This is a genomic window from Streptomyces sp. NPDC014864, from assembly GCF_043081525.1.
In the GTDB taxonomy this organism is placed as follows: Bacteria; Actinomycetota; Actinomycetes; order Streptomycetales; family Streptomycetaceae; genus Streptomyces.
On sequence record NZ_JBIBWT010000008.1, the window covers coordinates 99565 to 124295 of the forward strand.

Below are 24731 nucleotides of genomic sequence, written 5' to 3' on the forward strand. Positions count from 1 at the left end.
TGCCATGTACAGGTAAAAACTGCTGGTGTGCGACCCGTTGACGTCCATACCGTCCGGTCAGTACGTTCCCCGCAACTCGAGCCGCCCCCCTCCCCCCGTTCCGTCCCCGCACTCATCGGAGCGTGCACGCATGGACACGGCCCCTTCCGCTCAACCGCTCACCACCCCCTCCGTCCCCGTCGACCCGCACCGCCGCCGGGTCGCCACGGCGGCCGCCCTCGCCTCCGCCGTCGAGTGGTACGACTACTTCGTCTTCGGCATCGCGGCCGCCCTCGTCTTCGGCGGTCTCTACTTCCCGTCCGGCAGTCCGACCGCCGGCGTCCTCGCCTCCTTCGCCACCTTCGCGGTCGGCTTCCTGGCCCGCCCGATCGGCGGCGTCGTCGCCGGGCACCTCGGCGACAAGCGCGGCCGCAAGCCGATGCTGGTCCTGGCCCTGACGCTGATGGGCCTCGCCACCACGGGCATCGGCCTGCTGCCCACGTACGACACCATCGGCGTGGCCGCCCCGATCCTGCTGGTCGCCCTGCGCGTCGTGCAGGGCGTCGCGGTCGGCGCCCAGTGGGGCGGCGCGATGCTGCTGGCCACCGAGTACGCCCCGGAGGGCAAGCGCGGTGTCTACGGCAGCGTCGTCCAGCTCGGTGTCCCCATCGGCGTGATCACGGCGAACACCGTCTTCCTGCTGGCCGGCGCCTTCACCAGCGACTCCGCGTTCGCGGCCTGGGGCTGGCGGCTGCCCTTCCTGGTCGGCCTGCTCGTCCTCGTCCTGGCCTGGTACATCCACACCCGGGTCGAGGAGACCCCCGAGTTCCGGGCGGCGGAGGAGGCCCTGGCACGCAAGGAGGCGGCCGAGCGCGGCTCCCCGCTGCGGGAGATCGTGCGCGGCCACCTCGGCACGGTCCTCCTCGCCGGAGGGTCCTTCGCCGTGAACACCGCGACCTTCTACATCCTGATCACCGGCGTCCTGGAGTACACCACCCGCGCCCTGCACATGGAGCGCGGCGCCGTGCTCACCGTCTCGCTCTGCGTCAGCCTCACCCAGCTCGTGCTGATCCCGGCCTCGGCGGCGCTGTCCGACCGCATCGGCCGCATCCGGATCTACGCGCTCGGCGCGGCCGGCATCGCGCTGTGGGCCGTACCGCTGTTCCTGCTGATCGACACCGGCTCACTGCTCTGGCTGGCGGTGGGCACGTTCGTCGCGAGCTGCTTCCTCAGCATCATGTACGGCCCGCAGGCCGCGCTGTTCGCCGAACTGTTCACGCCCGAGATGCGGTACACGGGCGCCTCGCTCGGCTACCAGATCGCGGCCGTGTTCGGCGGCGGCCTCGCGCCCTTCGTGATGGTGCTGCTGCTGGAGGCGACGGGCACGTCGATGGCGGTGTCCGGCTACATCGTCGCCCTCGCCGTGATCGCCCTGGTCTGCATCAAGGTCCTGGCGAGCCGGGCCCGGACCCGTAGCTCCTGATCACGAGGCCCGCTCGGGCTGCGGCTCCGGACGGGTGTCCGGGGCCGCAGCCGTGCGCGGGACCCGCGGCCGCGAGCGGGACACCGCCACGCCCGCCAGGCACAGCACCCCGCCCGCCAGCGTGACCGGCCCCGGCACCTCGCCGAGCGCCAGCCACGACATCAGCACCACCAGGGCGGGAACGGCGTACGTGGTCGCGCCCATGCGGCTGGCCGTGGTCCGGGACAGGGCGTAGGCCCAGGTCGTGAAGGCCAGGGCGGTGGGGAAGACACCCAGGTAGACCATGTTGAGGGTCGCCGACACCGGCGCGTCGGCGGCGTCGGACACCAGTTCGCCGGCGAAGGGCAGACAGGCCACCGCCCCGACCAGGCACCCGAACGTCGTCACCTGAAGCGCGCTCGCCCGGCCCAGCGCCGGCTTCTGCGCGACGACCCCGGCGGCGTACGCGACGGCGGCGAGCAGGCACAGCACCACGCCGAGCACCGAGGCTCCGCCCGCGCCGGACATCGACAGGCCCACGGTCACCGCGCCCGCGAAGGAGACCGCCATGCCCGCGAGGAGCCGCGGCGGCATGGGGTCCCCGAGCAGCCGCGCGCCGAGCAGGGCGATGAGCAGCGGGCCGATGTTGACGACCAGCGCCGCCGTGCCGGCGTCCACCTGCTGTTCGCCCCAGTTGAGGGCCACCATGTAGAAGCCGAACCACAGCAGCCCGGATATCGCGATCCCGCGCCAGGCGGTCCGCGGCGGCCGCCCCTCCCGCCGCACCAGGCAGATCAGCCCCAGCGCCAGGGCCCCGGACAGCAGCCGCCCGAGCGCCAGCGCCCCGGGGGAGTACGCGGCGCCCGCGCTGCGGATCGAGACGAAGGCGGAGGCCCACAGCACCACGGTGACCGTGGCGGCACCCGCGGCGAGGCGGGACGGAGAGACGTTCATCATGCTCCAGAGGCTAGGCGGGCGAGTGCGCACGGGGCTGGCGGGTTTCGGACGCCACGGTGCCGGGCGCCATGTCCCGATCACGCTGCCGGACGCCACGCTCCAGGGCGCCGTGCCTCCCGGATCCCGTGTTCCCGGGCGGCCGCCTTGGGGCGCCGGCTCGGCGATCGTCGTCCCTGGGGAAGGCCCGCGGCATGCCCGGGCGGTCCCCGCAGGGGTGCTCGGGCGGTGGTGCTCAGGCGGTCCGCGCCACCTGTTCGTACTGCTGCGCCAGGCCGTCGAGGAGTGCCGTCAGCCCGGTCTCGAAGGCCCGTTCGTCGATCTTCTCCTGCTGGTCGGCCAGCAGGTGCGCCTGTCCGAGGTGGGGGTAGTCGGCGGGGTCGTAGGCGCTCGCGTCGTCCACGAAGCCGCCTGCGAAGGAGCCCAGCGCGGAGCCCATGATGAAGTACCGCATCAGCGCGCCGATCGAGGTCGCCTGGGCCGGCGGCCAGCCCGCGTCGACCATCGCGCCGTACACGGCGTCGGCCAGGCGCAGCGCGGCCGGGCGGCGTCCGGGGCCGCGGGCGAGGACCGGGACGATGTTCGGGTGGTCGCGCAGGGCGGCCCGGTAGGAGACGGCCCAGTCGTGCAGCGCGGTCCGCCAGTCGCGGCCGTCCTCGAACATCGACAGGTCGACCTGGGCGCTCACCGAGTCCGCGACCACCTCCAGGATCTCGTCCTTGGTGCGGAAGTGGTTGTAGAGCGAGGGCCCGCTGACCCCCAGTTCGGCGGCGAGCCGGCGGGTGGAGACGGCCGCCAGGCCCTCCCGGTCCACGAGGTCCCGCGCCGTCGCGACGATGCGGTCGGTGCTGAGCAGGGGCTTGCGCGGTCGGGCCATGGCGCACATAGTAGGGCTGCGGCTTTAAACTAGCAGTGCTAATTTAACGAACGGTCCGCACCGTCCGTCACTTGTGGGGTGATCCGTCATGAACCTCGGACTCAGCGAGGAGCAGACCGCGGTCCGGCGGCTGGCCCGGGACTTCGTCGAGCGCGAGATCACCCCGCACTCCGTGGCCTGGGACCGCGCCGAGGAGGTCGACCGGTCGATCGTGAAGAAGCTCGGCGAGGTCGGCTTCCTCGGGCTCACCGTCGACGAGGAGTACGGCGGCTGCGGCGGCGACCACCTCGCGTACTGCCTGGTGACGGAGGAGCTCGGGCGGGGGGACTCGTCGGTGCGCGGCATCGTGTCCGTCTCCCTCGGCCTGGTCGCCAAGACGATCGCAGCCTGGGGGAGCGAGGAGCAGAAGCGGCGCTGGCTGCCGGGGCTGACCTCCGGCGAGCTGGTCGGCTGCTTCGGCCTGACCGAGCCCGGCACCGGCTCCGACGCCGGCAACCTCGCCACCCGGGCGGTCCGCGACGGTGGCGACTACGTCGTCAACGGCACCAAGATGTTCATCACCAACGGCACCTGGGCCGACGTCGTCCTGCTCTTCGCCCGCTCCACCGACGCCCCCGGACACAAGGGCGTCTCCGCCTTCCTGGTCCCCACCGACACCCCCGGACTGAGTCGGCGCACCCTCCACGGCAAGCTCGGCCTGCGCGGCCAGGCCACCGCCGAGCTGGTCCTGGAGGACGTCCGCGTGCCCGCTTCCGCGATGCTGGCGCCGGAGGGCAAGGGCTTCTCGGTGGCCATGTCGGCGCTGGCCAAGGGCCGGATGTCGGTGGCGGCGGGCTGTGTCGGCATAGCCCAGGCCGCGCTGGACGCGGCGGTGCGCTACGCGGGCGAGCGCGAGCAGTTCGGCCGGTCCATCGCCCACCACCAGCTCGTGCAGGAGCTGCTCAGCGACATCGCCGTGGACGTGGACGCCGCCCGGCTGCTGACCTGGCGGGTCGCCGACCTGATCGACCGCGGGCTGCCCTTCGCGGTGGAGTCCTCCAAGGCCAAGCTCTTCGCCTCCGAGGCCGCGGTGCGGGCCGCCAACAACGCCCTCCAGGTCTTCGGCGGTTACGGCTACATCGACGAGTACCCGGCGGGCAAACTGCTGCGCGACGCCCGCGTGATGACCCTCTACGAGGGCACCAGCCAAATCCAGAAGCTCGTCATCGGGCGCGCCCTGACGGGGGTCTCGGCGTTCTGAGGGCCCGCTGGGCCCCGGTGGGGAGCCGGCCGAGTGTGCCCGGCTGAGTACCTCGGCTGAGTATCCGTGCGGATGTGCCGGCGGCCCCGGGCGCCGAGGCTGGCCGTCATGAGTGAGACACCGGTCAAGCAGCAGAGCACCGCCGCCTTCCACGGCCAGGCGGTCGCCTCCTTCGCGGTGGCCATGGCGGCGACCGCGGTCGGCATCGTCCGGCTGGACGCCGACGCCTGGGTCCGGGGCTTCCTGGCCATCGCCGTCCTCTACCTCGTCACGTCCGCCTTCACCCTCGCCAAGGTGATCCGGGACCGCCAGGAGGCCGGGCAGATCGTCAGCCGGGTCGACCAGGCCCGGCTGGAGAAGCTGCTCGCCGACCACGACCCCTTCGAGAAGCTGTGACGGGTGCCGGAGCGGCCGCACGGCCGTGACGACGCCACGGCCCTCCGGGGCAGCCACGCGCTAAGCGAGCGCTCACCTTCGGCGGTATGGTGGTGGCCCTGACCGAGAGAGGGGCGAGGGATGACTACGGCGCAGGAGACGGCCGGCGGCGAGGCGCAGCCGTGGGGCGAGGTCACGCCTGACGCGGCCCGGCGGCTGCTCGTGGCCGCCGTGGAGGCCTTCGCCGAGCGGGGCTACCACGCGACGACGACCCGCGACATCGCGGGCCGCGCCGGCATGAGCCCGGCCGCGCTCTACATCCATTACAAGACCAAGGAAGAGCTGCTCCACCGCATCAGCCGGATCGGCCACGAGAAGGCCCTGGAGATCCTGCGCACGGCGGCCCGGCGCGAGGGCAGCGCGACCGAGCGGCTCGCCGACGCGGTGAGTTCCTTCGTCCGCTGGCACGCCGGCGGCCGCACCACCGCCCGCGTCGTGCAGTACGAGCTGGACTCGCTCGGCCCGGACGCCCGCGCGGAGATCCTCGCGCTGCGTCACAAGGTCGACGCCGAGGTGCGCGGCATCATCGAGGAGGGCGTGGCGTCGGGCGAGTTCGACGTCCTGGACGTACGGGGGACCACGCTCGCCGTGCTCTCCCTCTGCATCGACGTCGCCCGCTGGTTCAACGTCGGCGGGCCGCGCACCCCGGAGGAGGTCGGCGCGCTCTACGCCGACCTCGTGCTGCGGATGGTCGGGGCGAAGGAGCCGGACTCCCGGCGGAAGTGACCGGGGCCCGGCGCGGGGCCCCGGCGGCGGGGGCGCGCGGCTCCCCGGGTTCTAGAGGTAGTACCGGGCCACCGACTCCGCGACGCACACCGGCTTGTCCCCGCCCTCGCGCTCCACCGTGAAGCCGACGCTCACCTGCACGCCGCCCGGCACGTCGTCCACGCCGGTGATCGTCGCGGTGGCGCGCACCCGCGAGCCGACCGGGACGGGGGCGGGGAAACGGACCTTGTTGGTGCCGTAGTTGACGCCCATCTTCAAACCCTCGACACCCATCAGCTGCGGTCCGAAGAGCGGAAGCAGCGACAGGGTCAGATAGCCGTGCGCGATGGTCGTGCCGAAGGGGCCCGCGGCGGCCTTCTCCGGATCCACGTGGATCCACTGGTGGTCGCCGGTCGCCTCCGCGAACAGGTCGATCCGCTTCTGGTCGATCTCCAGCCAGTCGGTGTACCCCAGCTGCTCGCCCACCGCCGCCTTCAGCTCGTCGGCGGACGTGAAGATCCTCGGCTCTGCCATGTGCCCGGCCTCTCGGGTTGCTCCGTCGTGTGGCGTCGTCTCCGTCGCCCACATCGCCATCTCTAAGCAACTGCTTAGCATGGTGGGCCGCGCGGCCCCTGTCAACGGACCGGGCCGGGACGGGTGGGTAGGCTCTGCGGGGTGCCGCAGATTCCCGAGAAGATCCACGAGCTGACCGTCGGCCAGCTGTCCGCGCGCAGCGGGGCCGCCGTCTCGGCCCTGCACTTCTACGAGGCCAAGGGTCTGATCAGCAGCCGGCGCACCGCCGGCAACCAGCGCCGCTACACGCGCGACACGCTGCGCCGGGTGGCCTTCGTCCGGGCCGCGCAGCGCGTCGGGATCCCGCTGGCGACGATCCGCGAGGCGCTCGCCGAGCTCCCCGAGGAACGCACGCCCACCCGGGCGGACTGGGCGCGCCTGTCCGAGACCTGGCGGTCCGAACTGGACGAACGCATCAAGCAGCTCAACCGGCTGCGCGACCACCTCACCGACTGCATCGGCTGCGGCTGCCTGTCCCTGGAGGGCTGTGTCCTGTCCAATCCCGACGACGCCTTCGGCGAGCGCCGGACCGGATCACGGCTGATGGTGGAACGTCCGGACGAACCCTCCGGCGGCCGCTCGGCCGCACGCCCCCACGGCCGGCGGCCCTGACGAACGTCCGCCGATGAAGGGGGTGCGGCATCCCCGGCGCACCCCCGCGTACTCAGGCCGACACCAGTAGTCGTCCCCGCCGGGCGAAGGCCAGCGCCTCCGCGGTGAGGACGGGGCGCGGCACCAGGATTCCGCAGTCCGTGCAGACCGGACCCGACGACGGCTCGTGGTCCAGGTCGTACTGCCACACCAGGCGCCCGCCCCCGCACACCGGGCACATCGAGCCCGGCTCGCGCTGCAGTGCGGCGATCAGCCGGCGCAGGACCTCCGCCAGCGGTTCACGCGGGTGGACCCGCGGGTCGTCGCACCAGGCGACGCCGAACCCGCCCCAGGTCATCCGGTGCCAGTCGTCCACGCTGCCCGGCCTGCGCAGCCCGTCGTGCTTCTCCTTCCTGCGCCGGTCCGCGAACTCGACCTCGTAGCCCAGCCAGACCGAACGCGCCTGCTCCAGCTCGTCCAGTGCGGCCACGAGCCGCGCCGGATCGGGGGAGCGGTCCTCGGGGCCGAACCCCCACCGGGAGCACAGATGGTCCCAGGTCGCCCTGTGCCCGTAAGGGGCGAACCGCTCAAGGCACTTGCGCAACGAGTAGCGCCGCAGCGCCAGATCGCACCGCGGGTCCCTCACCTGTCTCGCCAGACTCCGGAAACCGGCCATCGCCCTGCACCTCCGTCACATCTGCGTCTGCACTTCGGTCACTTCGGCGTCGTCGTACGCGTCGTGCGAAGTCGTCGTACGGACGTCGCCGAGTAGACGTGTCGACACGTCAATCGGCTCCATCCGATTTCCGATGCCCGCCATAAGCCCGCCCTGCTTGACCTCCCCGCACCTCCCCACGCTGCCTCCAAAAAGTGACGCACGTTCATCTTCCAACTCGGGGATACCGCCGGTAACGTCCCGCCCCGTCCCCGTCCGGAGGAGCCGCCCCATGCCACGGCGCACCCCACACCACGCGCTCGACGAAGAGAGAACTCCCCGCAGACTCAACGGGTTCCTGAAGACAGCATCCGTATGCGTCCTCATTGCCGGTCTTTTGTCGCCCTTTTCCCAAGCGGCCGCGGCCGACTCGGCCACTGTGAACGACTACTGCGGCGGCCAGTGCTCGGACATCCTGCCGCCCGGCGAGAACGGCAACGCCACCCTCGCCCAGATCCTCCTCAACCAGGCCTTCGGCACCCAGCCCAGCCATGCCGAGGACCAGCTCGGCCCCTACGCCGGCCTGGCCAAGGGCTACCCCGCGCTCACCGACGCGAAGATCGACGACTTCTTCCGGGACGCCTCGTTCGGGGTGCCCTCGGACCAGGTGGCGTCCACGGAGAAGCCCGCCGGACGCGGCGACGTCACCATCGTCCGGGACAAGAGGACCGGTGTGCCGCACATCACGGGCACCACCCGGTACGGCACCGAGTTCGGCGCCGGGTACGCCGCCGCCGAGGACCGCCTGTGGCTCATGGACGTCTTCCGGCACGTCGGCCGCGGCCAGTTGACCTCCTTCGCGGGCGGCGCCCCCGCCAACCAGGGCCTGGAACAGGAGTTCTACCGCAACGCCCCGTACACCGAGGCCGACCTCCAGGCCCAGATCGACAGCGCCGTGGCCCGTGGCGGCGCCCGCGGGCAGCAGGCCCTCGCGGACGTCAACGCCTACCTCGCCGGTGTCAACGCCTACATCGACGCCTCCGACTCCGGCCGCTACTTCCCCGGCGAGTACGTCCTCACCGGCCACAAGGACGCGATCACCAACGCCGGCACCATCGAGCACTTCAAGGTCACCGACCTGGTCGCGCTGGCCTCCGTCGTCGGCTCGCTGTTCGGCTCCGGAGGCGGCGGCGAGGTCAGCAACGCGCTCTCCCTGCTCGCCGCCCAGTCCAAGTACGGTGTGACGGAGGGCACCCGGGTCTGGGAGTCCTTCCGCGAGCGCAACGACCCCGAGGCCGTCCTGACCGTCCACAACGGCGAGAGGTTCCCGTACGCCCCCAGGCCGGACGACCCGCAGGGCGAGGCCCTGCCCGACCCCGGCTCGGTGACCCGGGAACAGCTCGTCCACGACCGCACCGGCAGCGCCACGGGCTCGGCCGCGGCCGGCGCCTCGGCCACCGCCGCCACGACCGCGCTGAGCTCCGCCCGGCGCGGCATGTCCAACGCCCTCGTGGTCAGCGGCGAGCACACCGCGAGCGGCCACCCCGTCGCCGTGTTCGGCCCGCAGACCGGGTACTTCGCCCCTCAGCTGCTGATGCTCCAGGAGATCCAGGGACCCGGCCTCAGCGCCCGCGGCGCCTCCTTCGCGGGCCTGAGCATGTACGTCGAACTCGGCCGCGGCCAGGACTACTCGTGGAGCGCCACGACCTCGGGCCAGGACATCATCGACACCTACGCCGTCGAACTGTGCCAGGACGACCAGCACTACCTGTACCACGGCACCTGCACGGCCATGGAGCGCGTCGAGCAGAAGAACGCCTGGAAGCCGACCGTGGCCGACGGCACCGCCGAGGGCTCCTACACGATGCGCGTGTGGCGGACCGCGTACGGCCCCGTCGCGTACCGGGCGACCGTCGGCGGCAAGAGGGTCGCCTACACCACCCTGCGCTCCTCCTACCTGCACGAGACCGACTCGATCATCGGTTTCCAGATGCTCAACGACCCGGATTACGTCAAGGGCCCGCAGAGCTTCCAGAGCGCGACCCAGCACATCAACTTCACCTTCAACTGGTTCTACGCCGACTCCCGGCACACCGCGTACTACAACAGCGGCGACAACCCGGTCCGGGCGGACGGCGTGGACGCCGAGTTCCCGGTGTGGGCGCGGCCGGCGTACGAGTGGCGCGGCTGGGACCCGGCGGCCAACACCGCCGACTACACCCCCGCCTCCGCCCACCCGAACTCCGTCGACCAGGACTACTACATCTCCTGGAACAACAAGCAGGCCGAGGAGTACACGGCGGCGCCCTGGGGCGAGGGCTCGGTGCACCGCGGCGATCTGCTGGACGACCGGGTCAAGCGGCTCGTCGCGGCGGGCGGGGTGACCCGCGCGTCCCTGGTCAAGGCGATGGCGGACGCGGCGCTCGCGGACCTGCGGGCGGAGGACGTGCTGCCGAAGCTGCTGCAGGTGGTCACCACCTCGGCGGTCACCGACCCGACGGCCGCCGCGGCGGTGAGCAAGCTCCAGGCATGGGTCACGGCGGGCGCCCTGCGCACCGAGACCTCGGCCGGCTCCAAGACGTACGCCGACGCCGAGGCGATCCGGATACTCGACGCCTGGTGGCCGCTGCTGGTGAAGGCCGAGTTCGAACCGGGGCTCGGCAGCGACCTGTACACCGCCCTCACCGCCAACCTGCCCGTGGACGAGGCCCCTTCGGCCGGTCACGGCCCGACCGGCGCGCACGCCGGAAGCTCCTTCCAGTACGGCTGGTGGAGCTATGTCGACAAGGATCTCCGGTCGGTCCTCGGTGAGCCGGTGCGGGGCCCGCTGGCGCGGAAGTACTGCGGCGGCGGTAGCCTCACCTCCTGCCGGGACGTCCTGATCAGCACCCTGAAGGAGGCGGCCGGCAAGACGGCGTCCCAGGTCTACCCCGGCGACGACCAGTGCTCGGCGGGCGACCAGTGGTGCGCCGACTCGATCGTGCAGCGCCCCCTGGGCGGCATCAAGCACGGCAGGATCGGCTGGCAGAACCGGCCCACCTACCAGCAGGTGGTGGAGTACACGTCACACCGGTGACATGCGCGCGGCGGCGGGTCAGCCGATGCGGCCCGCCGCCAGTACCACCCGGGCCAGCTCCGGGTGCAGGATGTCGCTGTGCGCCCCGCTCGGCGGCCCGCCGCGCCGGACGACTGCGGCCGCGTCGACGTTCACGCAGCCCGACGCGGGCAGCGGTGCCCGCAGGGCGTCGGCGAGGGTGCACGCGTGCGTGCCCGGCACCCCCTGCACCCCGTCGTGCCCCATGGCGCCCCAGCGCGCGCCGAGCAGCCGCCCGAGGTCGAAGCCCGCGAGCGAGCGGTCGTCGCCCGCCATCCGCGAGGCCATCGGATAGAGCGTGCCGAGCGCCGAGTCGAAACGGGAGAAGCAGCACACGACCGGACCGTCGACCCGGCGGTACAGGCCCCGCAGCACCCCTCCCGCGCGCGCCTCGTCCGGCAGCCGGTCGGCGAACGCGTGGTGCGAGAAGGCCCCCTGGAGCAGCGTCACCGACTTCACCGTGCGCACGCCCTCGGGCAGGCCGCGCAGGGCGAACGAGACCAGACGGCCGCCGAAGCTGTGCCCGACCAGGTGCACCCGGACGTCCGGGGCCGCAGCGGCGAGCCGGCCGACCGCCGGGCCGAGCCCGCGCTCGCCGACCGTGCCCGCTCGCCGCTTCATCTCGAAGTACGTCGCCTGGCGCAGCAGTTCCAGCGCTCCGGACCGCGCGTCGCCCAGCGCCCCGGGCAGCGCGAAGGACTCCTCGCCGGCCGCGGCCGGAAGGCCCCCCAGCGCCCCGGCGAACTCCGCGCAGACCTCCGCCGTGGGCCGGGAGAACATCTCCGGCTCGCCCGGCTGCTCCCCCTCGGCCACGGTGTCGGCCGCGAACAGCGTCCGCGGGGCTCCCGGTTCCACCTCGACGAGCAGCCGCACCAGCCGCCCGAACTCGTCCAGTGCGGCCGCTCCGGGCGGCGGCCCGTCCAGCAGCCGGGTGATCCGGTCGATCACCGTCGCCCGCCCCGGGAACGCCGTCAGCAGCGCGACGCGGGTGTCCTTGTCCAGCGCCGGGCCCGGCAGCGGTCCGGCGGCCGTGGCGCGCGGGAAGTCCGGGACCGGCTCGTCGCAGAACCGCATCGACGGCCACACGACGCCGACGTACCCGATCCGGGCCGCCGGTCCGAGGCCCGGGATCGGGGCGAAGAAGCGCCGGTACAGGTCGGTGGCGCGTCTGCGGTCGTTGTTCCAGCCGTGCGCGAAGACGATCAGGTCACGCACGCCCTCCCGCGTGACCCCGTCCAGCAGCCGGTCCCGTTCCCGGCCGTCCACGTCCCCGTCGGCGTCGAAGGTCAGCTCCCAGTACGGAGCCACGCTCATCCCCGGATCCGTCATGACCGACTCCTTCGTCCCCCGCGGCGGCACGATGTGGGCGCATCGTCCTGCCAACGGGCGGAGTTGGCCATACGTCACGCCTCATCCGCGGAGGGACGGCCTCATCCCCGGACGGGCGGGCGACGGGCCTCGTCCGCAGACGAGCCGACGAAGGGCCTCATCCGTAGACGAGGTACTTCCCGCGCACCGCACGGAACGCGGCCAGTTCCTCCTGCCAGCCCGCCACCACCGCGTCGGTGTCCGCCCCGGAGTCGATCGCCGTGCGCACCCAGGTGGAGCCGGTCAGCTTGTCGATCCAGTGGTCCGGGCGCCAGGCGAAGCCGCTCCAGACCTTCCGCGCGGTGACGAGCAGGGCGATGCCGGTCCGCACCGGGTCGAAGGCGGCCCGGTCGTGCACATGGATCTGCACCCCGCCGACGGTGGTGCCCTGGAACTTGGAGAAGGTGGGCGCGAAGTACGCCTCGCGGAAGCGGACGCCCGGCAGGGCGAGCCGGCCGGCCTCGGCCGCCCACCGCCCGTCGATGCCGTCCGCGCCGAGCAGTTCGAAGGGGCGGGTGGTGCCGCGCCCCTCGGACAGGTTCGTCCCCTCGAACATGCACGTCCCCGCGTACACCAGGGCGGTGTCGGGGGTGGGCATGTTCGGGCTCGGCGGGACCCAGGGCAGGCCCGAGGCGTCGTAGAACTCCGACCGTCTCCAGCCGGTCATCAGGACCGTCTCCAGCGGCACCGGCGCGCTCAGGAACTCCCCGTTGAACAGCCGCGCCAGCTCCGCGACCGTCATCCCGTGCGCCTGGGAGACCGGCTGCCGCCCGACGAAGGTGGCGAACTCCCGGTGCAGGACCGGCCCGAGGGCCGCGCGCCCGGTCACCGGGTTGGGCCGGTCGAGCACCACGAACCGCTTGCCCGCGAGCCGCGCCGCCTCCATGCAGTCGTACAGCGTCCAGATGTACGTGTAGAAGCGCGCGCCCACGTCCTGGATGTCGAAGACGACGGTGTCGACGCCGGAGGCGGTGAAGACGTCGGCGAGCGGCTGCCCGCTCTTGAGGTACGTGTCGTAGACGGGCAGTCCGGTCGCCGGGTCGTCGTAGCGGCCCTCGGAGCCGCCCGCCTGGGCGGTGCCGCGGAAGCCGTGCTCGGGGCCGAAGACGGCGACCAGGTCCACCCGGCGGTCGGCGTGCATGACGTCGACGATGTGGCGCACGTCCCGGGTGATGCCGGTCGGGTTGGTGACGACACCGACGCGCTGCCCGGCGAGCGGGGCGTAGCCGTCCGCCGCGAGGCGCTCGAAGCCGGTGCGCAGCCGTTCGCCGGGCCGGCGGCCGGCCGCCCGCGCCGGGGTCCCGGGGACCGTCGTGGCCGCCGCCGCGGCCGTCCCGGCGAGCAGGCTCCGTCTGGTCAGCTTCATGCGGGGACCTCCGTGATCGCAGCGGGTGTCATGCACACGCACGCTAGCGCGGGCCCCGCCACAGGGGAACGAAGCGGCGCGGCCGCGTCGCGCGGACCCCTTCCGCGGCCACATACCGACCGGTTAGTCTGACTGTCCAGCAGAGCCGGGGCGCGCGATGAGGTGCGCCCGCGACGCCGTGTCGAAGGAGACCGATGGTGGAAGCCGTGCAGGGTGCCGGAGTCGTGGTGACCGGGGCTGGAGGCGGCATCGGCGCCGCGCTGGCCCGCCGGTTCGCCGCCGAGGGGTCCCGGGTCGTCGTGAACGACCTCGACGCCGAGCGGGCCAAGGCGGTCGCCGCGGAGATCGGCGGCATCCCGGTCCCGGGCGACGCCTCCGCCGTGGTCGAGGAGGCCCGCGCCGCGCTCGGCGGCACCGTCGACGTCTACTGCGCCAACGCCGGTGTCGGCTCGGGCGGTTCGGAGGCGGCCGGCGAGGAGGTCTGGGCGCAGGCCTGGGACGTCAACGTGATGGCCCATGTCCGCGCCGCGCAGGCGCTGCTCCCGGCCTGGCTGGAGCGCGGCGCCGGCCGGTTCGTCTCCACCGTCTCCGCCGCCGGACTGCTCACCATGATCGGAGCCGCCCCGTACAGCGTCACCAAGCACGGCGCGTACGCCTTCGCCGAGTGGCTGTCGCTGACCTACCGCCACCGCGGCCTCAAGGTGCACGCGATCTGCCCGCAGGGCGTGCGCACCGACATGCTGGCCGCCACCGGCAGCGCGGGCGACATCGTCCTCAAGCCCACCGCGATCGAGCCGGAGGACGTGGCGGACGCCCTGTTCCGGGGCATCCAGGAGGACCGGTTCCTGGTCCTGCCGCACCCCGAGGTCGCCGGGTACTACCGGGCCCGGGCCGAGGAGCCCGACCGCTGGCTGGCGGGCATGAACCACATCCAGCGCACCTGGGAGGAGGCCCGGTGACCGCCTCCGACGCCACGCCCGACGCCTCCTCCGCCTACGAGGACCAGCCCTGGCTGGCCCTGCTCACCGATGCCCAGCGGGCCCCCGTGGACCCCGCCGACTCCCTCGTGCACGCCCTGCGCAGCGCGGTCGCGGAGGCCCCGGACCGCACCTGCCTCGCCTACTTCGACGCGCGGCTGACCCACCGCGAGGTCGACGAGCTGAGCGACTCCGTCGCCGGCCACCTCGCCGCGCGCGGCCTGGAACGCGGCGACCGGGTCGCCGTCCTGCTGCAGAACTCCCCGCACTTCGTGCTCGCGGTCCTCGGCGCCTGGAAGGCGGGCGCCACCGTCGTCCCGGTGAACCCGATGTACAAGTCGGCGGAGGTCGGGCACGTCCTGCGGGACGGCGAGGTGGCCGCGCTGATCTGCTCCGACCGGGCCTGGGAGGCGTACCTGCGGGACACCGCCGCCGGCTCGCCGGTGCGGATCGTGCTCACCGGGTGCGAGCGTGACTTCCAGACCCGCGACGACGCCCGCGTGCTGACCTTCGAGCGGCTCCCGCAGGCCCCCGACGCCGACGACCTGGTGGCCGTCGCCCGGCAGGGGCTGAAGGCACCCGAGGGCCGCGACCCCGCCCCGGCCGACATCGCGCTGATCAGCTACACCTCGGGTACCAGCGGCACCCCCAAGGGCGCCACCAACACGCACGGCAACATCATGTACAACGCCGAGCGGCAGGGGACGGGGCTCGCCCTGCCCGAGGCGCCGGTCTACTTCGCGATGGCGCCCCTGTTCCACATCACCGGCATGGTCTGCCAGTTCGGCGCCTGCCTGAACAGCGCGGGCACCCTGGTACTGGCGTACCGCTTCGAGGCCGGCGTGGTGCTGGACGCCTTCGCCGAGCACCGGCCGCACTACACCGTCGGCCCCTCGACCGCCTTCATGGCCCTGGCCGCCCACCCCTCCGCCACGGCGGACCACTTCTCCTCCTTCCACGTCATCTCCTCCGGCGGCGCCCCGCTGCCGCCCGCGCTGGTGGAGAAGTTCCGGGCCGGCTTCGGGCCGTACATCCGCAACGGCTACGGGCTCACCGAGTGCACCGCGCCCTGCGCCTCCGTACCGCCCCACCTGGAGGCTCCCGTCGATCCGGCCTCCGGGACGCTGGCGGTGGGTCTGCCGGGCCCCGAGACGGTCGTGCGCATCGTCGACGACGCGGGGCGGGAGGTGCCGTTCGGCGGGCAGGGCGAGATCGTCGTACGCGGCCCGCAGGTCGTGCCCGGCTACTGGCGGCGCCCCGACGCCACCGCCGAGACCTTCCCCGGCGGCGAACTGCGCACCGGCGACATCGGGTTCATGGACGCGCAGGGCTGGCTGTACGTCGTCGACCGCAAGAAGGACATGATCAACGCCTCCGGCTTCAAGGTGTGGCCGCGCGAGGTGGAGGACGTGCTCTACACGCACCCGGCGGTGCGCGAGGCGGCCGTGGTCGGGGTGCCCGACGGCTACCGCGGGGAGACCGTCAAGGCGTACATCAGCCTGCGCCCGGGCGCCGAGGCGGACCCCGGTGCGCTGGCCGCCTGGTGCAAGGAGAGACTGGCGGCCTACAAATACCCGCGCCAGGTGGAGATCCTGCCCGACCTGCCCAAGACCGCGAGTGGGAAGATCCTGCGTCGGGAGCTGCGTTCCCGTGACGCGCAGAATGCCCGCGAAAGCCAGTAGACATCGAGGAAAGGCAGGTGGCGGCAGTGCCCAGAACGACGGACACGGACGGCACTCCCGTGCCGCAGCGGCTCCTGGCCGCCGCCACCCGGCTCTTCGCCGAGCAGGGCTACGACCGCACGTCGGTGCAGGAGATCGTCGAGGCGGCCGGCGTCACCAAGGGGGCGCTCTACCACTACTTCGGGTCCAAGGACGACCTGCTGCACGAGGTGTACGCGCGTGTGCTGCGCGTACAGCAGGAGCGCCTGGACGCCTTCGCGGACGCCGACGAGCCGATCGAGAAGCGGGTGCGGGACGCGGCCGCCGACGTGGTGGTCACCACGATCGACAACCTCGACGACGCGTCGATCTTCTTCCGCTCCATGCACCACCTGAGCCCCGAGAAGAACAAGCAGGTGCGCGCCGAGCGCCGGCGCTACCACGAACGCTTCCGTGCGCTCATCGAGGAGGGCCAGGATGCGGGCGTCTTCTCCCGGGCGACCCCGGCCGACCTGGTGGTCGACTACCACTTCGGCTCCGTCCACCACCTGTCCACCTGGTACCGCCCCGACGGACCGCTCAGCCCGCAGGAGGTCGCCGACCACCTGGCGGACCTGCTGCTGCGGGCCCTGCGCCCGTAGCCGGGCCGGACACACGAACCAGGGGCGGCCGCTCGGCGCGGCCGCCCCTCGCCCGTGTCCCGCGGGTACTTCCTCGTCTCACAGGTACTTCTTGAGCTCCCGCCGCGCCAGCGAGCGCTGGTGCACCTCGTCCGGCCCGTCGGCGATCATCAGGGTGCGGGCGCCGGCGTAGAGCTCGGCCAGCGGGAAGTCCTGGCTGACCCCGCCCGCGCCGTGCAGCTGGATCGCGCGGTCGATGATGTCGACCACCGCGCGCGGCGTGGCGATCTTGATGGCCTGGATCTCGGTGTGGGCGCCCCGGTTGCCGACCGTGTCCATCAGCCAGGCCGTCTTGAGCACCAGCAGCCGCAGCTGCTCGACGGTGACCCGCGCGTCCGCGATCCAGTTGTGCACCACGCCCTGCTGGGCCAGCGACTTTCCGAAGGCGGTACGGGAGACGGCGCGGCGGCACATCAGCTCGATCGCCCGTTCCGCCATGCCGATCAGGCGCATGCAGTGGTGGATCCGGCCGGGACCGAGCCGGGCCTGGGCGATGGCGAAGCCGCCCCCCTCCTCGCCGACCAGGTTCGCCACCGGCACCCGCACCTGGTCGAAGACCACCTCGGCGTGGCCCCCGTGGTAGTGGTCCTCGTAGCCGAAGACCTGCATCGCGCGCCTGACCGTGACGCCGGGCGTGTCGCGGGGGACCAGCACCATGGACTGCTGGCGGCGGATGTCCGGGCCGTCCGGGTCCGTCTTGCCCATCACGATGAAGATCGCGCAGCGCGGGTCCATCGCCCCGGAGATGTACCACTTGCGGCCGGAGATGACGTACTCGTCGCCGTCCCGCTCGATGCGCGTGGTGACGTTCGTGGCGTCCGAGGAGGCGACCTCCGGCTCGGTCATCGCGAACGCCGAGCGGATCTCGCCCGCCAGCAGCGGCTCCAGCCACTGCTTCTTCTGCCGCTCGTCGCCGAACTGCGCCAGCACCTCCATGTTGCCGGTGTCGGGGGCCGCGCAGTTGGTGGCCGTGGGCGCGAGCTGCGGGCTGCGGCCGGTGATCTCGGCGAGGGGGGCGTACTGGAGGTTGGTCAGCCCGGCACCGTACTCGGCGTCGGGCAGGAAGAGGTTCCACAGCCCCTGGCGGCGGGCCTCGGCCTTCAGCTCCTCGACCACCGCCGGGGTGTCCCACGGCGAGGCCAGCCGGGCGCGCTGCTCGTGCGCGACCTGCTCGGCCGGGTGGACGTGCTCGTCCATGAAGGCGAGGAGCCGGGCGCGCAGCTCCTCGGTACGTGCGTCGAACGCGAAGTCCATGACGATCAGCCCTCCTGTAGGCCCTGGTGGAGCGTGGTCAGGCCGTGCTCGATGAAGACGGGGACCAGGTCGCCGATGCGGTCGAAGCCGCGGCCGACCGTCTGGCCGAGCGTGTACCGGTAGTGGATGCCCTCCAGGATCACGGCGAGCTTGAACCAGGCGAACGCCGTGTACCAGGACACGGCGGACACGTCGCGCCCCGAGCGCGCGGCGTACCGCTCGACGAGTTCGGCCGGGTCGGGGTGCCCGGGGGCCTCGGCCGTGGTGGCGACCGGGGAGTCCGGGCTGTCCAGCGGCACGCTGTACATCACCAGCAGGCCCAGGTCGGTGAGCGGGTCGCCGAGCGTCGACATCTCCCAGTCGAGGATCGCCCGGATCGTGTCGTCGGGGCCGATCAGGACGTTGTCGAGCCGGTAGTCGCCGTGCACGACGGCCGGGGCGGGGGAGGCGGGCAGGGCGCGGCCGAGCGCCGCGTGCAGCTCGTCGATGCCGGCCAGCTCGCGGTTGCGGGAGGCGTCCAGCTGCTTGCCCCAGCGCCGCAGCTGGCGGTCCAGGAAGCCCTCGGGGCGGCCGAAGTCGGCCAGTCCCACCTCGGCGGGGTCCACCGCGTGCAGCTCGACCAGGGTGTCGACGAGCGACAGCACCGCGTTCCGCGTCCGCTCGGCGCCCAGCGGGGCGAGCTGGTCCGCGGCGCGGTAGGGCGTGCCCTCGACGAACTCCATGACGTAGAAGGGCGCCCCGAGGACCTCCTCGTCCTCGCACAGCAGGACCGGGCGGGGCACCGGCACGTCGGTCGGGTGCAGCGCGCTGATCACCCGGTGCTCGCGCCGCATGTCGTGCGCGGTGGCCAGGACATGGCCGAGCGGGGGGCGGCGCACGACCCACTTCGAGGTGCCGTCCGAGAGCGCGTAGGTGAGGTTCGACCGTCCCCCCTCGATCAGCCGGCCGGTCAGGGGGCCCTGCGCCAGGCCGGGCCGCTCACGGTCGAGCAGGCCGCGCAGCCGGTCGAGATCGAGTCCGGGCGGATGGTCGGGGCTCATCATTGCTCCTACGGACGGAGGAACGAACGGGACGCGACCATGATGCCGACCGGTCGGTATGTCGTCCAGTGCGCGAGCCCAACGTGATCGGATCCACGATAGGCGGAGATCTCTCCGGCCTGCCCGTCTCCGCCCCGCTCCGTTCCTTTCTCTCCGCTCCGGATCGTCTCTCTCCGCTCCGGATCGTCGGTCGCCGGTCCCGGCGCCGTCCTGCGGGCCTCACACGAGCAGCGCGGCCGCGCACAGCGCCAGGGCCGCCGCGCAGAGGGCGGCGGCGGTGGCGTGGCGCGGCGCCAGGGCCGCGGGTACGGGTGTGGCGTCCAGGGCGCGGATCCGGTGCTGGGCCACCAGCAGGAAGCCGAGACAGAGCGCGCCGACCAGGGCGCAGACGGCGAGGGTGGCCGGCGTGGCGCCGCCGCGCAGCACCGCGCGCACCGCGAGGACGGCGGCGACGGTGCAGGACAGGGTCGTGCGCCGCCAGGCCAGCAGGGTCCGTTCCGGCTGGAGCCCCGGGTCCCGTGGCGGGGCGTCCGGGTCCGCGCCCACGCTCAACCCTCCCAGCCGGCGAGCACGACGACGACCATGGCGACGGCGACCACCGCGACGACGACGCCCAGCAGCGCCGGGAAGCGCGAGGTCGGCAGGTCCTCGCCGCGGCGCATCGCCCGCTCGCAGCGCACCCAGTGGTTGACCGAGCGCAGGGAGCACAGCACGCCCGCGGCCAGCAGCGCGAGCGCGAGGCCGACGCGCCAGGCCCGGGGCAGGTGCGGCAGGAACTGGTCCACGGCGAAGCCGCCGCCGATCAGGGCGAGGGCGGTGCGCAGCCAGGCGAGGAAGGTGCGCTCGTTCGCGAGCGAGAAGCGGTAGTCGGGGGTGTGCCCCTCCTCGGCGATCTCCCCGGGGGCGAACCACAGGCGGGCGTTCCGTACGAGCTCGATCACGTCACGGACCTTACCCAGCGGCCGCGCCCCGGGCACGACGGGCCGGGCCGGCGTCGGTCCGCCACCATATGCAGGTCCGCCTGCCGGCCGCCGGGCCGGCATCAGTCCCCCCGGGGCGGCATCAGTCCCCCCGGGGCCGGCGACAGTCCGCCACCCCGTGCAGGTCCGCCTGCCGCCCGTCGACCGGTGTCGGTCGGCCGCCCCGTGCGGCTTCGGCCCGCCGCCCGGTGGTTCGCCGTCGGGCGGACGCCCCGTGCGGCCTCAGCCCGCCGCCCGGTGGGCCCGCAGCCGTTCGTACGCGGCCAGGCCGTCCGGTACCCACTCGCCCTCGTGCAGCCGGCGCCGCACCTCCGCGTCCGGCAGGAAGTCGTGCCAGGCGATCTCCTCGGCCTGCGGCCGCACCGGGAGGTCGCAGCGGACCTGGTACACGGCCGACCACCAGCTGTGGCCGTCGCCGTCGTCGTAGAGGAACGTGAACAGGTGCTCGGGGCGGGGCAGCCCGCGCACGCCGAGTTCCTCCTCCGCCTCGCGCAGGGCGGCGTCGTCGTAGGACTCGCCCGCGCCGACCACCCCGCCGACGAACATGTCGTAGTGCGAGGGGAAGACGAGTTTGGTCGCGGTGCGGCGGTGGACGAAGACGCGGCCGTCGGCGTCCCGGGCCTCGACGAAGACGCAGCGGTGGCGCAGCCCCCGGGCGTAGACCTCGCCCCGCGGGCACTGCCCGATGACGCGGTCGTTCTCGTCGACGATGTCGAGGATCTCCTCTGCGGCGCTCATGGTGCCCATCCAAGCAGGGCCGCCGCGGCGGCGGGCCGCCGGTCAGCGCCGCTGCAGGCCCCGGGCGGGTGAGGGTGCCGTCGCCCCGCACGGCATCGCCGGGTGCAGGCCGAGCAGCACGATGCCGGTCACGATCGCCGCGAGCCCCGTCGCCTCCCAGACCAGCGCGCCGGTGTCGGTGCGCAGCCGGTCGCCGAGGAAGCCCACCCCGCAGGCGATGCCGGTCAGCGGCTGGGCCGCGGTCAGCGCGGGCAGCGACATGCGCAACGGCGCCGTCTCGAAGGCGCTCTGCACGAGGACCAGGCCGGTCACCCCGAGCACCAGCACCGCGTACGGCTGCCAGCCGGTGAGCAGTTCCGTCCAGCCGCCCGCGGCGAACCGCTGCCCGCTCACCCGGGTCAGCGCGTCCTGCACGCCGTAGAGCAGCCCGGCGGCGGTGGCCAGCAGCACCGGCCCCCAGCTCAGCCGGGACCGTTTGGCGTACGCCGTCAGCAGCAGCGCGAGGCCCACCAGAGCGCCGACGATCAGCCAGTGGCGCAACGGGTCCGTCACCGCGCTGCCGGAGCGCGGGCGGCCCGCCACGATGAACGCTGTCACCCCGCCCGCCAGCAGCGCCAGGCCCGTCCAGCCCTGGCGGCCGAGCGGCTGCCGGGTCTGTCTGCGGGACAGGGTCAGGGCGAACAGAAGGTTCGTCGCCAGCAGCGGCTCGACCAGCGAGACCTCGCCCCGGCTCAGCGCGACCGCGCCCAGGCCCATGCCCGCCGCCATCAGGGCGATGCCGCCCAGCCAGCGCGGCACCCGCATCAGGTCCAGGAGCAGCCGGGGGGAGAGGAAGTCGCTGAGCGGTGCCTGCTGGGCCGCGTTCTGCTGGAGCACGAAGCCGAGGCCCACACAGCAGGCGGCGCTCACGGCGAGAGTCAGAACGAGAACCGACACGCTGCGTACCTCGATCGTCCGGCTGGGTTACGGGGTGCGTAGGGGGCCGACTGTAGCCCGGGGCGGTGCCTGCCCCGGGGACCGGGGCGCTGTCCGCCCCGGGGAGCACCCGGATCGGGCAGCCGGCCCGGCCGCGACGCCCCGCGGACCGGGGCGACGGTACGGCCGTACGGCCATGGTGGGACGCCCGGGACCGGCCGCGCCATGGCGTACGCCACAGGTGGGACCCGCGGGCGCCGGCCGGGCGGGTGGGAGGCACCGTCGGCCTCGCTCCAAGTCCCGTTCGTTTTCGGTCAGTTGACGCGTGTAACGCCCGGGCGGGCCTTGACGCCACGTATGGGCCGCGGGTTTGCTGTCCGTGATCAGTCGGTGGCGGGCCGATGACCGGCGGCCCGGCCGTGGCGCGGGAGCCGCGCCACGGAACGAAGAGCGTGTGAGGAAGTGCCGCGGTGCCCCCACCACCCCCGCCTCCGCTCGGCCGCGGCCGCAGGCGTGCGGCGCAGGCCTTCGACGCCGCTCTCGACGACGCCCCGCTCGCCACCGCGCGCACCGCGCTGGCGCAGGGGCGCTGGCAGGCGGTCCGCTCGCTGCTCGTCCACACCGGCGACGACTGGGACCGCCGCGGGCACCGCGTCACCGTCCTCGCCCAGGAGTCCCACACCGTTGCCTGGACCCGCGACTGGCTGCTCGCCGAACCGGAGTCCGCCGACGCCTCGGTGCTGCTCGGCGCCGCCCTGGTGCAGCGCGCCCTGCGCGGCAAGGAGAAGCCCGAGGCCGCCCGCGAGGCCTGCCGGGCCGCGGCCGCGCTCGCGCCCGCCGACCCCACCCCGTGGCTCGGGCTGCTCCTGCTGGAGCGGGGGCCGGGCGGCGCGCGGGAGGCGGTCCGCCTCTTCGAGGAGGTCCGCCGACGGCACCCCGACCACCACCACGCGCACCACCTGATGGTGGCCCGGTTCGCCGAGCGCCACGCCGGGGCGGGCCCGGACCCGCTGCACGAGGTCTACGACTTCGCCGCCTGGGCCGCCGAGCAGGCGCCGGCCGACTCGCCGCTCGCCGTCCTGCCGGTGGTCGCGCACGCCGAGCGGTACCGCGTGCTGGCCACCGCCGGGCACGAGCCCGCCGACCCGGCCGCCTCCGGGCACTGGGCGGGCCGCCGTGCCCGGCAGGTGCTGAAGGCCGCCTTCGACTGGTGGCTGGAGTGGGAGCAGGAGGGTCATCCGCGGCGCCTGGTCGATCTGAACTTCCTCGCCCACGCCAAGTACTGCGAGGGCCGGGGCGCCGAGGCCGCCGCCCTCTTCCACCGCATCGGGGAGCACGGCACCCCGGCGCCCTGGTCGTACCCCGACCGGGACCCGTTCACCGCCTTCCGCGCCGCCCGCGCCGCCGCGCTCGGCGCGGCGTGAGACCTGTACGCACGTACGTACCTGTACGCACCCGCACGACGGAAAGCCCCCGGAACCCGAGCCCGAAAGGACCACCCCGATGACGACGGGCAGTTCGCACACGAGCAGACCCACCGCGGACGGCGGCGGCATCAGCACCTTCAAGGGGCAGGAGCGCGCCCTGCGCGCCGGCCGCCTCGGCACGGGCGGCCTGCTGCTCTCCGTGCTCGCCGCGACCGCCCCCCTCATGGTGGTCGCGGGTGTCATGCCCACTACATTCGCGGTGATGGGCATCGTCGGCCAGCCGCTGCTCTTCGTCGCCCTAGGCGCGGTCCTCGTCCTCTTCGGCGTCGGATACGCGGAGATGAGCCGCCACGTGCACAACGCGGGCGCCTTCTACGCGTACATCTCCCGGGGGCTCGGCGGGACGGCCGGGGCGAGCGCGGCGCTGGTCGCCCTCGTCGCCTACAACGCCCTCCAGGTCGGCATCTACGGCCTCTTCGGCTTCGAGGTGTCCAACCTCCTCACCACCTACGCCGACGTCACGGTCGCCTGGTGGATCCCCGCCCTCGCGGCCGTCGCCGTCGTGGGCGCGCTCGGCTGGCTCAAGATCGACGTCAACGCGCGCGTGCTCGGCGTGCTGCTGGTCGTCGAGGTGGCGCTGGTCGTGATCTTCGACGTGGCCGCGGTCGCCGACCCCGCCAGGGAGGGCCTGTCCCTGCACGCCTTCAATCCGGACACGCTCGGCGGCGCGGGCATCGGCACCGCGCTGTGCTTCTGCATCGCGGCCTTCCTCGGCTTCGAGCAGGCCCCGGTGTACGCGGAGGAGACCAGCCGCCCGCACATCCTGGTGCCCCGGGTGATGTTCCTGGCGGTCGCCGGCGTCGCCGTCTTCTTCGCGTTCAGCTCCTGGGCGCTCACCGTCGCCGCGGGGCCCTCGGCGATCGTCGGCGCGGCGCGCAAGGAGAGCGCCGGGCTGCTGTTCGCGCTGACCGAGTCACGGCTCGGCACCACCTTCACCGACGTCCTGCACGTGCTGTTCGTCACCGGCATGTTCGCGGCCATGCTCAGCTTCCACAACGTCGTCGCCCGGTACGCCTTCGCCATGGGCCGCGAGGGCCTGCTGCCCGCGGCCTTCGGCCGCACCTCCACCGCCAGCGGGGCGCCCGCGACCGGGTCGCTCTCCCAGACCGCGGTCTCGCTGGTGGTCGTGGCGGCGTTCGCGCTCCTCGACGACGGGCCGGCCGGCGACCCGACCGCGCCCGTGCTGCACCTGTTCACCTGGTTCGGCAACGTCGGCGCCCTCGGCGTGATCGTCCTGATGGCCGCGGCCTGTCTGTCGGTGATCGTCTTCTTCGCGCGGCGCGGCGCCGTCGCCGCGCAGGCCTGGCGGCTGGTCACCTCGGCGCTGGCGGGCCTGGCGCTGCTGGTGATCGCCGTCTACACGGTGAAGGACTTCGACATCCTGGTCGGCGTCGGCCCCGACTCCTCCCTCAGCGTGGTGCTGCCCGGCATCATCGGCCTCGCCCTGGTGGCCGGGCTCGTCCAGGGAGCCGTCCTGCGCTCCCGCAGACCGCGGGCGCACGCCCGTATCGGACTCGGCAACGAGGCGTTCCAGCTCGAGAAGGCGGCCGAGGCGGCCTCCAAGGAATGTCTCCCGGGGGACGGCGCGGGACCGGCCCTGCGTACGGGAGACGGCGCGGGACCGGTCCCGCCGCCGGTCACGCGAGAGTGATGACGGAAGTCTGACGAGTCCCCGTGATCCCTGGCCGCAAGGGGACCGC

The 24731-nt window shown here is 73.4% G+C and carries 23 protein-coding genes; 11 read left to right on the forward strand and 12 right to left on the reverse strand.

The window, feature by feature from the left end; translation table 11 throughout:
- The first annotated feature begins 130 nt into the window (after positions 1-130).
- On the forward strand, positions 131-1462 hold the full coding sequence (locus ACF1A5_RS16640; protein ID WP_392193576.1) for an MFS transporter: 1332 nt from the start codon (positions 131-133) through the stop codon (positions 1460-1462).
- Here the strand turns inward: ACF1A5_RS16640 and ACF1A5_RS16645 are convergent, their stop codons facing one another.
- On the reverse strand, positions 1463-2395 hold the full coding sequence (locus tag ACF1A5_RS16645) for a DMT family transporter (protein WP_392193815.1): 933 nt from the start codon (positions 2393-2395) through the stop codon (positions 1463-1465).
- A 235-nt stretch (positions 2396-2630) separates the two neighbouring features.
- Positions 2631-3272: a TetR/AcrR family transcriptional regulator gene (locus ACF1A5_RS16650; RefSeq protein WP_392193577.1), complete on the reverse strand. Its 642-nt coding sequence runs from the start codon at positions 3270-3272 to the stop codon at positions 2631-2633.
- 88 nt (positions 3273-3360) lie between these two features.
- Here ACF1A5_RS16650 and ACF1A5_RS16655 point away from each other — a divergent pair, with 88 nt between their 5' ends.
- The 3 genes from ACF1A5_RS16655 to ACF1A5_RS16665 all read left to right on the forward strand — a co-directional run bounded on the left by ACF1A5_RS16655 (position 3361) and on the right by ACF1A5_RS16665 (position 5673).
- Positions 3361-4512, forward strand: coding sequence for an acyl-CoA dehydrogenase family protein (locus ACF1A5_RS16655; protein ID WP_392193578.1), 1152 nt, complete (start codon positions 3361-3363; stop codon positions 4510-4512).
- Positions 4513-4620: 108 nt separating this feature from the next.
- Positions 4621-4908 carry a YiaA/YiaB family inner membrane protein gene (locus tag ACF1A5_RS16660; RefSeq protein WP_392193579.1) on the forward strand — a complete coding sequence of 96 codons (288 nt, stop codon included), beginning with the start codon at positions 4621-4623 and terminating at the stop codon, positions 4906-4908.
- Positions 4909-5028: 120 nt separating this feature from the next.
- A complete protein-coding gene (locus tag ACF1A5_RS16665; protein ID WP_392193580.1) occupies positions 5029-5673 on the forward strand; it encodes a TetR/AcrR family transcriptional regulator in 645 nt (214 codons plus the stop codon).
- A 51-nt stretch (positions 5674-5724) separates the two neighbouring features.
- Here the strand turns inward: ACF1A5_RS16665 and ACF1A5_RS16670 are convergent, their stop codons facing one another.
- On the reverse strand, positions 5725-6186 hold the full coding sequence (locus ACF1A5_RS16670) for a MaoC family dehydratase (RefSeq protein ID WP_392193581.1): 462 nt from the start codon (positions 6184-6186) through the stop codon (positions 5725-5727).
- 141 nt (positions 6187-6327) lie between these two features.
- Here ACF1A5_RS16670 and soxR point away from each other — a divergent pair, with 141 nt between their 5' ends.
- Complete coding sequence (gene soxR / locus ACF1A5_RS16675) at positions 6328-6837, forward strand: redox-sensitive transcriptional activator SoxR (protein ID WP_392193582.1); 510 nt, start codon at positions 6328-6330, stop codon at positions 6835-6837.
- A 52-nt stretch (positions 6838-6889) separates the two neighbouring features.
- Here the strand turns inward: soxR and ACF1A5_RS16680 are convergent, their stop codons facing one another.
- Positions 6890-7492, reverse strand: a complete 603-nt coding sequence (locus ACF1A5_RS16680; protein WP_392193583.1) for a hypothetical protein — start codon at positions 7490-7492, stop codon at positions 6890-6892.
- Positions 7493-7763: 271 nt separating this feature from the next.
- On the opposite strand from ACF1A5_RS16680, the gene ACF1A5_RS16685 reads away from it, so the two are divergent.
- Positions 7764-10547, forward strand: a complete 2784-nt coding sequence (locus ACF1A5_RS16685; protein ID WP_392193584.1) for a penicillin acylase family protein — start codon at positions 7764-7766, stop codon at positions 10545-10547.
- An 18-nt stretch (positions 10548-10565) separates the two neighbouring features.
- Here the strand turns inward: ACF1A5_RS16685 and ACF1A5_RS16690 are convergent, their stop codons facing one another.
- Entirely contained in the window at positions 10566-11894 is a 1329-nt protein-coding gene (locus tag ACF1A5_RS16690; protein ID WP_392193585.1) for a serine-threonine protein kinase, read from the reverse strand.
- A gap of 157 nt (positions 11895-12051) precedes the next feature.
- Positions 12052-13299, reverse strand: a complete 1248-nt coding sequence (locus tag ACF1A5_RS16695) for an exo-beta-N-acetylmuramidase NamZ domain-containing protein (protein WP_392193586.1) — start codon at positions 13297-13299, stop codon at positions 12052-12054.
- 194 nt (positions 13300-13493) lie between these two features.
- Here ACF1A5_RS16695 and ACF1A5_RS16700 point away from each other — a divergent pair, with 194 nt between their 5' ends.
- The 3 genes from ACF1A5_RS16700 to ACF1A5_RS16710 are packed head-to-tail and all read left to right on the forward strand — an operon-like array spanning position 13494 to position 16578.
- A complete protein-coding gene (locus tag ACF1A5_RS16700) occupies positions 13494-14258 on the forward strand; it encodes an SDR family oxidoreductase (RefSeq protein WP_392193587.1) in 765 nt (254 codons plus the stop codon).
- On the forward strand, positions 14255-15958 hold the full coding sequence (locus tag ACF1A5_RS16705) for a class I adenylate-forming enzyme family protein (RefSeq protein ID WP_392193588.1): 1704 nt from the start codon (positions 14255-14257) through the stop codon (positions 15956-15958). Before ACF1A5_RS16700 ends, ACF1A5_RS16705 begins: the two co-directional genes overlap by 4 nt.
- 26 nt (positions 15959-15984) lie before the next feature.
- Positions 15985-16578 carry a TetR/AcrR family transcriptional regulator gene (locus ACF1A5_RS16710; protein WP_392193589.1) on the forward strand — a complete coding sequence of 198 codons (594 nt, stop codon included), beginning with the start codon at positions 15985-15987 and terminating at the stop codon, positions 16576-16578.
- Positions 16579-16656: 78 nt separating this feature from the next.
- On the opposite strand, the gene ACF1A5_RS16715 is transcribed toward ACF1A5_RS16710, so the two are convergent.
- From ACF1A5_RS16715 to ACF1A5_RS16740, 6 genes are all read right to left on the reverse strand, one after another.
- Positions 16657-17871, reverse strand: coding sequence for an acyl-CoA dehydrogenase family protein (locus tag ACF1A5_RS16715; protein ID WP_392193590.1), 1215 nt, complete (start codon positions 17869-17871; stop codon positions 16657-16659).
- A 5-nt stretch (positions 17872-17876) separates the two neighbouring features.
- On the reverse strand, positions 17877-18911 hold the full coding sequence (locus tag ACF1A5_RS16720; protein WP_392193591.1) for a phosphotransferase family protein: 1035 nt from the start codon (positions 18909-18911) through the stop codon (positions 17877-17879).
- Between the two features lie 219 nt (positions 18912-19130).
- The gene (locus tag ACF1A5_RS16725; RefSeq protein ID WP_392193592.1) at positions 19131-19457 is read right to left on the reverse strand and encodes a DUF202 domain-containing protein; all 327 of its coding nucleotides are present in this window, start codon (positions 19455-19457) and stop codon (positions 19131-19133) included.
- Between the two features lie 2 nt (positions 19458-19459).
- The gene (locus ACF1A5_RS16730; RefSeq protein ID WP_392193593.1) at positions 19460-19852 is read right to left on the reverse strand and encodes a YidH family protein; all 393 of its coding nucleotides are present in this window, start codon (positions 19850-19852) and stop codon (positions 19460-19462) included.
- Between the two features lie 261 nt (positions 19853-20113).
- Positions 20114-20629: an NUDIX hydrolase gene (locus ACF1A5_RS16735; protein ID WP_392193594.1), complete on the reverse strand. Its 516-nt coding sequence runs from the start codon at positions 20627-20629 to the stop codon at positions 20114-20116.
- Positions 20630-20671: 42 nt separating this feature from the next.
- The gene (locus tag ACF1A5_RS16740) at positions 20672-21565 is read right to left on the reverse strand and encodes a DMT family transporter (RefSeq protein ID WP_392193595.1); all 894 of its coding nucleotides are present in this window, start codon (positions 21563-21565) and stop codon (positions 20672-20674) included.
- Between the two features lie 449 nt (positions 21566-22014).
- Here ACF1A5_RS16740 and ACF1A5_RS16745 point away from each other — a divergent pair, with 449 nt between their 5' ends.
- Entirely contained in the window at positions 22015-22968 is a 954-nt protein-coding gene (locus ACF1A5_RS16745) for a hypothetical protein (RefSeq protein ID WP_392193596.1), read from the forward strand.
- Between the two features lie 79 nt (positions 22969-23047).
- Positions 23048-24682 (forward strand): APC family permease, encoded by a 1635-nt coding sequence (locus ACF1A5_RS16750; RefSeq protein ID WP_392193597.1) that lies wholly within the window; start codon positions 23048-23050, stop codon positions 24680-24682.
- Positions 24683-24731: the final 49 nt, after the last annotated feature.

What these genes read in the sequence shown, in the direction of transcription:
- ACF1A5_RS16640 (WP_392193576.1), top strand. Translation starts at nt 131, where the DNA reads ATGGACACGGCCCCTTCCGCTCAACCGCTCACCACCCCCTCCGTCCCC.
- ACF1A5_RS16645 (WP_392193815.1), bottom strand. Translation starts at nt 2,395, where the DNA reads ATGAACGTCTCTCCGTCCCGCCTCGCCGCGGGTGCCGCCACGGTCACC.
- ACF1A5_RS16650 (WP_392193577.1), bottom strand. Translation starts at nt 3,272, where the DNA reads ATGGCCCGACCGCGCAAGCCCCTGCTCAGCACCGACCGCATCGTCGCG.
- ACF1A5_RS16655 (WP_392193578.1), top strand. Translation starts at nt 3,361, where the DNA reads ATGAACCTCGGACTCAGCGAGGAGCAGACCGCGGTCCGGCGGCTGGCC.
- ACF1A5_RS16660 (WP_392193579.1), top strand. Translation starts at nt 4,621, where the DNA reads ATGAGTGAGACACCGGTCAAGCAGCAGAGCACCGCCGCCTTCCACGGC.
- ACF1A5_RS16665 (WP_392193580.1), top strand. Translation starts at nt 5,029, where the DNA reads ATGACTACGGCGCAGGAGACGGCCGGCGGCGAGGCGCAGCCGTGGGGC.
- ACF1A5_RS16670 (WP_392193581.1), bottom strand. Translation starts at nt 6,186, where the DNA reads ATGGCAGAGCCGAGGATCTTCACGTCCGCCGACGAGCTGAAGGCGGCG.
- ACF1A5_RS16680 (WP_392193583.1), bottom strand. Translation starts at nt 7,492, where the DNA reads ATGGCCGGTTTCCGGAGTCTGGCGAGACAGGTGAGGGACCCGCGGTGC.
- ACF1A5_RS16685 (WP_392193584.1), top strand. Translation starts at nt 7,764, where the DNA reads ATGCCACGGCGCACCCCACACCACGCGCTCGACGAAGAGAGAACTCCC.
- ACF1A5_RS16690 (WP_392193585.1), bottom strand. Translation starts at nt 11,894, where the DNA reads ATGACGGATCCGGGGATGAGCGTGGCTCCGTACTGGGAGCTGACCTTC.
- ACF1A5_RS16695 (WP_392193586.1), bottom strand. Translation starts at nt 13,299, where the DNA reads ATGAAGCTGACCAGACGGAGCCTGCTCGCCGGGACGGCCGCGGCGGCG.
- ACF1A5_RS16700 (WP_392193587.1), top strand. Translation starts at nt 13,494, where the DNA reads ATGGTGGAAGCCGTGCAGGGTGCCGGAGTCGTGGTGACCGGGGCTGGA.
- ACF1A5_RS16715 (WP_392193590.1), bottom strand. Translation starts at nt 17,871, where the DNA reads ATGGACTTCGCGTTCGACGCACGTACCGAGGAGCTGCGCGCCCGGCTC.
- ACF1A5_RS16720 (WP_392193591.1), bottom strand. Translation starts at nt 18,911, where the DNA reads ATGAGCCCCGACCATCCGCCCGGACTCGATCTCGACCGGCTGCGCGGC.
- ACF1A5_RS16735 (WP_392193594.1), bottom strand. Translation starts at nt 20,629, where the DNA reads ATGAGCGCCGCAGAGGAGATCCTCGACATCGTCGACGAGAACGACCGC.
- ACF1A5_RS16750 (WP_392193597.1), top strand. Translation starts at nt 23,048, where the DNA reads ATGACGACGGGCAGTTCGCACACGAGCAGACCCACCGCGGACGGCGGC.